Source organism: Pedomonas sp. V897, assembly GCF_051304405.1.
Lineage (GTDB): Bacteria > Pseudomonadota > Alphaproteobacteria > Sphingomonadales > Sphingomonadaceae > Pedomonas.
Genome location: NZ_JBPPGG010000013.1, coordinates 1 through 7,008, shown reverse-complemented (window position 1 = coordinate 7,008; position 7,008 = coordinate 1). Strand labels below are relative to the sequence as shown.

The following is a 7,008-nucleotide window of genomic DNA, read 5'->3' as shown; positions in this document are numbered from 1 at the left end:
GCGAGGGGGCGTCCGTAGTGGTCGCGGCGCTCCCACTCGCAGATCACGCGCTTGCCCTTGGTCAGGCGGTCAGTCATCGGCTGCCTCCACCTCCATGGAGTCAATTTCCGCCTCGTCGCCATACTCGGCAGCGAAGAGCTCTTCGGCCTTGCTTTCGGCCTCTTCCTCGCTCCCGGCTTCCACGGTGTAGGTCTCGGAGCCGGTCTTGTAGATGCTGTACCGGACAGTCACCTCGAAAGCCCGCGGCTCACCGTTCTCGAACCGACCCCAGTTCTTGTCGTAGTGCTGGCGCAGCGCATTGATGCTTTGAGGGAACGGCATGGCCGCGATTTCGTGAAGGGTTGGTCTCTCCATGATGGTCATCCCACCATGCCCAGCGCGGCGAGGTAGGTCTCCAGCAGGGCCTCGGCCTCTTGGCGCTTGTGCTTCGCCATGCCGCGCAGCTTGATGACCTGCTTCATGATCTCCACGTCAAACCCATGGTCCTTGGCCTCGACGAACACCTCCTCGATGTCCTGCATGAGGCCTTTTTTCTCCTCTTCCAGCCGCTCCACGCGCTCGATCAGCTTGCGGAGCACGTCGGCTGCAATAACTTCGGCCATGCGCATCTCCTGCGGTGGGGTGCCGGTGGGGCCTCAGGGGAGGGGAGCCCCACCGGCGGGGGCAACTGTTGCGGCGCCGGGTCTGACCTCCCCACACGCCCGTCCCGGCACCGCGCTTGGGGAGGGAGATCGGGCGTGGGAAGGGGTTAGCCGCCGGGGTCGGTGGCCTCCGGGGCGGCGGGGAGCTCGTCAATCCACATTCCGAATGGCTCCAGGTGCGGCTTTACGTGCTTCATGCGTTCGAGGGACTGTCGGTCCAGCGCCAGCGCGTAGGTTCCGGCAGCGGCCTCCTGCTCATGTACGCGACGGGATAGGCGCTCGATGCGTTTAGCGATTGCGCCGGCGCCGAGCCTGTACGCACGCTCCCGCGCCTCGCTCTCTGTCAGGCCGCACCATATCTGCGCACCATCGGGTTGCACCGGGGAGTTGACCAGATTGCGCCGGTAGATTGTTTGGCCCATCTGCGAGGCCGCGAGCGTCATTTTCGGGCCGCGCGTCCATGTCACCGTGCATTTGACAAATTCCACCCGATGCGGCGCGGCGGGCAGCGGACGGACGTAGTAAACCCGCTGGCCCTTCACAAATCGATCCAGCCGGTCCTTGGTCAGGGTGAGATGCGGTGACGTGGACATGTCAAAAACTGTCATGGTAGGGGCGGCCGGCCAGGTACGCGCACCGGCCGCCAGGGGAGAGACGGGGTGGATCACTCGGTCATGCCAAGCGCGGCCATGTAGGTTTCGAGCAGCGCCTCGGCCTCCTGTCGTTTGTGCTTCTCCATGCGGCGCAGCTTGATGACCTGACGCATGGCCTTCACGTCGAACCCTTGCGCCTTCGCCTCGGCGAACACCTCGCGGATGTCCTCGGCGATATCCTTCTTTTCGCCCTCAAGCCGCTCCACGCGCTCGATCAGCTGGCGCAACAGGTCGGCGGCAATCACTTCACTCATGAACTTCTCCTGTGGTCGTAGAAGGGGGCTCCGGCGAGGAGGGGTGAACGGTGATGAACCCGTCATCCTCGACCTCAGTCTCGCCGGAGCTGGGGGGGGCAGGGGATCGGCGTGTGTCATTTCACCCGCCTCAAGCGTCGCGGCGGCTCCGGGGCGATCAGGCCCAGCTTCTCGGCTTTCGCCAGCGCGTCGGCCTCGGTATAGCCCACGCCAAGCAGCAGTGGCGTCCAGCGGCGGCCCTCGTGCCGAACCGGGCCGCAGCGGGTGGCCACGTGCCACATCTCGCGGAAGTAGCGCACGATCATGGGTGGTTCCCTCCGCTCCAGAGGAGGTAGCCGACCATGCCGGCCAGCAGGATCGTGCCCGCCAAGAGCCCCACCATGCCAACGATCTCGGCAAACACGGCGTAGGCGGGGAGGGGCGCCTGGCGGCTGGAATAGTGGGTGGGGCGGTTCATCGGTTACCCCCCATTGAGGGCTGATGCGCTGGCTGGATTGTCTGAGCGTATCTCATGGCGTCCCCCATCTGCTCTGCCGCGTCTTCGGCCCGGAGGCGATCGGCGGCTGATGGGAGGAGAATACGAAAATCGTAACTTACGGTCAATACGAAAATCGTAATTACGGTCGTCGCCCACCCAGCCAGGTGGGTGCGCACCCGTCGCTGGCTGTCGGCGCGCCCGGCCGCCAGGCACAAAAAAAGCCGCCCGGAGGCGGCTGGGGGGGGGGTAATCAGTCCTGCCCAGCTGGAGGGCTATCCTGAGCAAAGTCTTGCTGGCTCGTTATGCGGCCATTTGGTTGATCGAGAGACACCAGTATAAAAATTGAGCGGTAGATATCATGCATTACTAATCCATTGAGTAGGATCACTGTAAGGCAGGCCGTTATCATGGCCGCCTTGATCGTAGGATTTTGCGTCATCCCGTAAGCCAGCAGAGCGACTAAGGATGCTAAGAAAGCCCAGAAAATGGTCCACGCGTTAGAGTTTAATTGGTGCCGAGCGCGCCCGGCCGCGACTTTTGCTTGTTTCTGGTTGGGCGCCGACGCCACTAGCCTGCTAATTGCTAAGTGCACATTCGCAACTGAGGCGAACGTGATTGTTAGGGCAACGACTAAAATTGCAATGAGGTCGGGCCCCATCAGGGCCTGCAAAAAGGTGTTGCCCGTCAGCAGGTGTGGCCGACTTACGCTCACCGAGCCGGCTATCGCTATGAACGCGAAGAGTATGCCGATCCGCCACGCGCTGCTATTGCTTGGTTTCATTGTTCAAACAGCCAGTCTCTGATCCGCCTAACAAATGCGCCATTCTGCGGCGTGGGCAAATCATCTGAGGGGACCTCCTTGGTGACCCTCGCTCGTGCCGAGCTATAAATTATGCGATTGGAGCGATCGCGCACCTCGGCATCTCCTCCTCCTGCCATGGCAACCCGAGCACTTGCATTCATGTGTTCAGTGTCGGGGTTCATCTTTCCTGGCTCGGCCTTGTAGACGTGTTGCTGGAGATCGGGCCCAGCTTCCTGTTGGACCACTTTGACGAAATTATAGACTTCATCATCTGCACTAAGCGCATTCGGCGGAATGAATGTAAATGTGATTTTTGCAATATCCCGACGCCTGCTGCGTATAACAGAAAAATATTCCCTTTCATCGTGAAGATATTCTACATAAACTCTCCAGTCATTAATACCCATTTTTTCTGATAAATACTTAAAAAATGATTCTAGTACAGATTTAGTCGACCCGACGCGACTGTTGCGTTGAACCCAGGTAATTTGGTCTTTATTTACTGAAATAATAACTACCGCAGCTTCATAATTATCTGCGTCGTAATTGGTCAAAGTCTCATCATGCAAGGTTACTGGCGCGTGGCGGCGAAATATGCCCGCAACATAATTCCCATCTATAGGCAGTGGGATGAAGTCGAACCTCTTTTTTGATCGCCCATGCAGGAATGAGCACTCTTTCGCAAAGGCTGCTTCTAGAAATTCTCGGCGACTCCTAAACGTTTCAACGTGATTTGCTTCGCTCAATAGCGGCAAAATACTATCGCGTGCTAACGAAACGCGCAGTTTTTCAAACTGAACCATAACCCCCTCGAGCCCCGCAAGGGCCAGACCTCAAGTCTCGTCCCTGAATTGGGCCCACCCTATACCCAACCCGTAACGAAATTCCTACCCCGTTCGGACTTTCCGCCGCGCCATCTCCGTTCCGATTCCGCTCGTTCCGTCACAATACCTACCTGCCACCCCTACCTGTGTACGGCGCTAGTTTTGTCCGGAATTTTCAGCGAAGTTGCGCCCCGGTGGTCACCGATAGCCGATGCCACTTGCGGAACAAAGTGGCGATGTTCTACATATGTTCTTGTCGCGGAGGTGGTCATGGTGACACTAGCCGAGCCAGGGTGCGAGAAAGGTTGCGCCCCGTGTCTCTTGGGATGTTTGGTGAAGCGTGAGGTCGTTAATGCTTGGAATCGCGAGGTCGAGCGGCTGCAACGAACACAGCCTCCCGTATCGCATCCGGATTACCCTGAATGGCAGGCTTCTCTCCTAGCCGCTCAAGAATGCGCCCAAGCGCATCCGCAAGAACTGGCAGAGATTGCTCTTTCGAAGGGCCATACGTCTCAGCCGCTTCAACCAGTCCACTGACGATGGCCCGGAGGGCCTCGTCGTTCAGTGTGGGCGGGTGAGGGGTCGATCGGCCATCCTCAAGACCGAATGCCTCAACGAGAAGCTTTGCTTCGTCGGCGCTCAGATCGCGGGCGCCCTTGAAAAGCTCGCTGATACGCGCCGGGGCAACCCCTAGCGCTTCGGCGATGGCCTTCTGGGTGGTCTCTCTCGATTCCACCTTCTTAATTAGGGCCGCAACGATCTCTGCCTTTCCGAGCATGAAAGACATGTGCCGCGAATGGTGAAACAGGTCTATCACGCAGTTCGTAACATCCGGTTGCATTAAAATTACGAATATCGTAAGTTCAGGGCATGCAGACTGAAGCAGCCCTGATGATTGATGAGCTTGGCGGGACCACCGCAGTTGCGCGAGCAATTGGCGTCCCTGTCTCTACTGTCCATAGCTGGCGGAAGAACGGCATCCCGCACTGGCGCCACGACGCCATTCAAAAGCTCGCCTCCAAGAAGCGCGCTCGCCGCAAAACTGCAAAAGTTTCTCCGGGACATTGCCCTGCCGGAACGCTGCGGCGTCGAGCGAGTTCCGCGGTGTCCGGCTTCATCGACCAGCATTCAAACCTCCATTCGTCCAAGACAGGGGGCGCACAGTGAACGCGCACGCAACTCAGGAACAGAGCGGGCTGGAGGCGATGGCGCGCTCGCTGTCATCGCTTGCGCCAGCCCTTGGGCCACTTGATCTGATCAAACGCCTCTCTGACGGCGCGGGCCACTTCGGCGAATTTTGCTTCGATGGCAGCCCACTCGTCAGGCTCGAGGTTTCCCTGAACCCCGCATTCTGGGCACGGGGTGAGGGTCTTCGTGTCAAGCCGGCTCGCGGGCTGGAAAAACTCGTGGCCGCAATCGTCGCAAATGACCGTGAATCCCGGTTTCCCGTGGTTTGGCATGATGGTTGGCCTTTCGTTGCTGGTTGTGGAGCCGCAACGATAGCCGGAGGGGCGGGGGAGTCGACCCCCTGCCCCAAAGGTGAAACGGGGGGTGTGTGATGCTGCCCTGCGCCCTCGATTTCCGCATCTGCTCTGACAGCGTACGGGCCGCGCGCGCCTCGTTCGCCGCGCTCTCGCAGGCGGTGGCGGTTGCGCCGCTCTCTGATGATCTGGCCGAGCGCCTGCAAGCGTTGGCTCCGGGCGCACAGGCGGCGGCTGGCCTGCTGCGATTCAGCTATGAGGCCTTCCGCCATGGCGGCGTGACCATCATCGAGGCGCGTCTGGCTCCCGGTGACCCGTACCTCGATTTCGTTGCCGCCCTTGCTGCTCGCGCCGGCATGTCCACGCGCTTCAGCCACGGCTGGCCAATCCTTCTTCAGAACCCGCTGGCGGCTCGGGCTGCTGGCGGGGCGGCTGGCGCGAGTGCCGCCGCCCTGACACCTGTTCAGCAAGATGAAGTCCGCGGAATTGTCGCGGACGCCATCCGGGCCTGCGTCGGCCAAGACTACGCTGATTACTGGCTTACCGGAAGCGTCCCGCGCCAGCGTCTGAAAGCTGATGCCGAAGTCGCCGAAGCATGTCGGGCTGGAGCGAATAGCTCTCAGCAACCTCTCTCGACATCCGCTCCCACAGCTGTTGGCGCTGAGAGGCGGTGATGATGTTTGCATCCTGCATTTCCCAAAGCAGGCCCGACAGCATCCATACAGGCGCTGAGCTAATGGAGTGCAGTTGCGCCTTAAGCGCCTCCATTTGCTCTTCAAGCTCCGTGATCCGCTCGCTTGGTGTGCGCAAATCTCTTTCCTTTCGTGGACTGTTTCGCACCAGCCACGATAGCGCGGCGGGGGTGCAAATAAACCCCCGCCGCATCCCATCACCCAAGTCGCGTTTCGCGCCGCTGCGTTCGTAGCGCGCGCGTGGGCCGGGGCGGCTTGTGTCCCCCTCAGTCGTCTCGGCCCGAAGTTCCTGTCCATGAGGGGGATTGTGAGTGTGCAGGGGGACTGCTGCCATGACAAAACTTCCTGGCCTTTCCGACGACGATGTAAAGGGCCGCTTTTCGACAATGTTGCGCCTCTATGTCGGCCACGGCCGTCATATCCGCTTCGAGGACCTGGCGTCGGCGACGGGCGACGAGGCTCGTTGCCTCCGGAGCTACGTCGAGAGCGACCCGCCGATGATCCCGCTTGCTCGCGCCCTGCGCGTGCTGGCGGTTCTCCCTCCCGAAGCGCTCAACATGCTGCTGGCCCCGCTCGGGTACTACGTCAAGCCGCTCGAGGCAGAGGGGACCTGCATTGCCCAGGCGGTGAGCAGCGCGGCCCAGTTTGTTGCCGAGGGCGCCGAGGCGCTGGCGGATGGCACCATCGATCATCAGGAGCGTGCCAGGCTGGCCGAGAGGGCGGCGGGGCTCGTCCCCGTCCTCAGCTCGATCGCAGCGACGGGGAGGGGCCAGTGATGCCGGTCTCCCTGCTCGGGCTCGCCCTGATCTGCAGCGGTCTGGTCGTGATCCTGACCGCGCTTTGTCTGCGCCTGTACGCGCTGCTGGTGGCCGAGCGCCGCCGCAATGCCTGCCACAACCCGCCTCCGGTGTGTGGCTACACGCTGGTGCGCCGCTTCGGCCGCGTCTGGGTCAAGGAGGTGAGGCTGTGGTGACGGCCAGGGGATCAGCTGCCGCCGCCTTCTTCGGCGGCGCGCGCAAGAGCAAATACGGCAACCGGAAGACGCCGTGCGGCGCGGGCCACATGCACGACAGCAAGAAGGAGGCGCTGCGCTGCAATGAGCTGCGCCTGCTCGAGCGGGCCGGGCGGATCCAGCGCCTTGAGCAACAGCCCGAGTTCCCCATCACGATCAACGGGGAGCTGG

At 61.1% G+C, this 7,008-nt stretch carries 13 protein-coding genes; 5 read left to right on the top strand and 8 right to left on the bottom strand.

The window, feature by feature from the left end:
* Window positions 1-69 precede the first annotated feature (69 nt).
* From ACSJJU_RS14900 to ACSJJU_RS14865, 8 genes are all read right to left on the bottom strand, one after another.
* Window positions 70-354, bottom strand: a complete 285-nt coding sequence (locus ACSJJU_RS14900) for a hypothetical protein (RefSeq protein WP_435913025.1) — start codon at window positions 352-354, stop codon at window positions 70-72.
* A 5-nt stretch (window positions 355-359) separates the two neighbouring features.
* Window positions 360-602, bottom strand: a complete 243-nt coding sequence (locus ACSJJU_RS14895) for a DUF2312 domain-containing protein (protein WP_435913024.1) — start codon at window positions 600-602, stop codon at window positions 360-362.
* Between the two features lie 146 nt (window positions 603-748).
* Window positions 749-1,234, bottom strand: a complete 486-nt coding sequence (locus tag ACSJJU_RS14890; protein WP_435913023.1) for a hypothetical protein — start codon at window positions 1,232-1,234, stop codon at window positions 749-751.
* A 71-nt stretch (window positions 1,235-1,305) separates the two neighbouring features.
* Window positions 1,306-1,548: a DUF2312 domain-containing protein gene (locus tag ACSJJU_RS14885; protein ID WP_435913022.1), complete on the bottom strand. Its 243-nt coding sequence runs from the start codon at window positions 1,546-1,548 to the stop codon at window positions 1,306-1,308.
* Between the two features lie 116 nt (window positions 1,549-1,664).
* A complete protein-coding gene (locus tag ACSJJU_RS14880; RefSeq protein WP_435916352.1) occupies window positions 1,665-1,853 on the bottom strand; it encodes a hypothetical protein in 189 nt (62 codons plus the stop codon).
* The gene (locus ACSJJU_RS14875) at window positions 1,850-2,005 is read right to left on the bottom strand and encodes a hypothetical protein (RefSeq protein ID WP_435916351.1); all 156 of its coding nucleotides are present in this window, start codon (window positions 2,003-2,005) and stop codon (window positions 1,850-1,852) included. Before ACSJJU_RS14875 ends, ACSJJU_RS14880 begins: the two co-directional genes overlap by 4 nt.
* Window positions 2,006-2,803: 798 nt before the next feature.
* Complete coding sequence (locus ACSJJU_RS14870) at window positions 2,804-3,631, bottom strand: hypothetical protein (protein ID WP_435916350.1); 828 nt, start codon at window positions 3,629-3,631, stop codon at window positions 2,804-2,806.
* A 370-nt stretch (window positions 3,632-4,001) separates the two neighbouring features.
* Entirely contained in the window at window positions 4,002-4,439 is a 438-nt protein-coding gene (locus ACSJJU_RS14865; protein ID WP_435916349.1) for a helix-turn-helix transcriptional regulator, read from the bottom strand.
* Between the two features lie 83 nt (window positions 4,440-4,522).
* On the opposite strand from ACSJJU_RS14865, the gene ACSJJU_RS14860 reads away from it, so the two are divergent.
* From ACSJJU_RS14860 to ACSJJU_RS14840, 5 genes are all read left to right on the top strand, one after another.
* On the top strand, window positions 4,523-4,819 hold the full coding sequence (locus ACSJJU_RS14860; protein ID WP_435916348.1) for a carph-isopro domain-containing protein: 297 nt from the start codon (window positions 4,523-4,525) through the stop codon (window positions 4,817-4,819).
* Between the two features lie 391 nt (window positions 4,820-5,210).
* Window positions 5,211-5,807: a hypothetical protein gene (locus ACSJJU_RS14855; protein WP_435916347.1), complete on the top strand. Its 597-nt coding sequence runs from the start codon at window positions 5,211-5,213 to the stop codon at window positions 5,805-5,807.
* 350 nt (window positions 5,808-6,157) lie between these two features.
* Window positions 6,158-6,601 (top strand): hypothetical protein, encoded by a 444-nt coding sequence (locus ACSJJU_RS14850; RefSeq protein ID WP_435916346.1) that lies wholly within the window; start codon window positions 6,158-6,160, stop codon window positions 6,599-6,601.
* Complete coding sequence (locus ACSJJU_RS14845; RefSeq protein WP_435916345.1) at window positions 6,601-6,798, top strand: hypothetical protein; 198 nt, start codon at window positions 6,601-6,603, stop codon at window positions 6,796-6,798. Before ACSJJU_RS14850 ends, ACSJJU_RS14845 begins: the two co-directional genes overlap by 1 nt.
* Window positions 6,792-7,008: DUF1064 domain-containing protein (locus tag ACSJJU_RS14840; protein WP_435916344.1), on the top strand; the 217-nt coding region annotated here is incomplete at its 3' end. The genes ACSJJU_RS14845 and ACSJJU_RS14840, both read left to right, overlap by 7 nt.

Coding starts and splice junctions, on each gene's coding strand:
- ACSJJU_RS14860 (WP_435916348.1), top strand. CDS start 4,523: ATGCAGACTGAAGCAGCCCTGATGATTGATGAGCTTGGCGGGACCACC.
- ACSJJU_RS14865 (WP_435916349.1), bottom strand. CDS start 4,439: ATGTCTTTCATGCTCGGAAAGGCAGAGATCGTTGCGGCCCTAATTAAG.
- ACSJJU_RS14890 (WP_435913023.1), bottom strand. CDS start 1,234: ATGTCCACGTCACCGCATCTCACCCTGACCAAGGACCGGCTGGATCGA.
- ACSJJU_RS14855 (WP_435916347.1), top strand. CDS start 5,211: ATGCTGCCCTGCGCCCTCGATTTCCGCATCTGCTCTGACAGCGTACGG.
- ACSJJU_RS14880 (WP_435916352.1), bottom strand. CDS start 1,853: ATGATCGTGCGCTACTTCCGCGAGATGTGGCACGTGGCCACCCGCTGC.
- ACSJJU_RS14850 (WP_435916346.1), top strand. CDS start 6,158: ATGACAAAACTTCCTGGCCTTTCCGACGACGATGTAAAGGGCCGCTTT.
- ACSJJU_RS14900 (WP_435913025.1), bottom strand. CDS start 354: ATGGAGAGACCAACCCTTCACGAAATCGCGGCCATGCCGTTCCCTCAA.
- ACSJJU_RS14875 (WP_435916351.1), bottom strand. CDS start 2,005: ATGAACCGCCCCACCCACTATTCCAGCCGCCAGGCGCCCCTCCCCGCC.
- ACSJJU_RS14870 (WP_435916350.1), bottom strand. CDS start 3,631: ATGGTTCAGTTTGAAAAACTGCGCGTTTCGTTAGCACGCGATAGTATT.
- ACSJJU_RS14885 (WP_435913022.1), bottom strand. CDS start 1,548: ATGAGTGAAGTGATTGCCGCCGACCTGTTGCGCCAGCTGATCGAGCGC.
- ACSJJU_RS14895 (WP_435913024.1), bottom strand. CDS start 602: ATGGCCGAAGTTATTGCAGCCGACGTGCTCCGCAAGCTGATCGAGCGC.
- ACSJJU_RS14845 (WP_435916345.1), top strand. CDS start 6,601: ATGCCGGTCTCCCTGCTCGGGCTCGCCCTGATCTGCAGCGGTCTGGTC.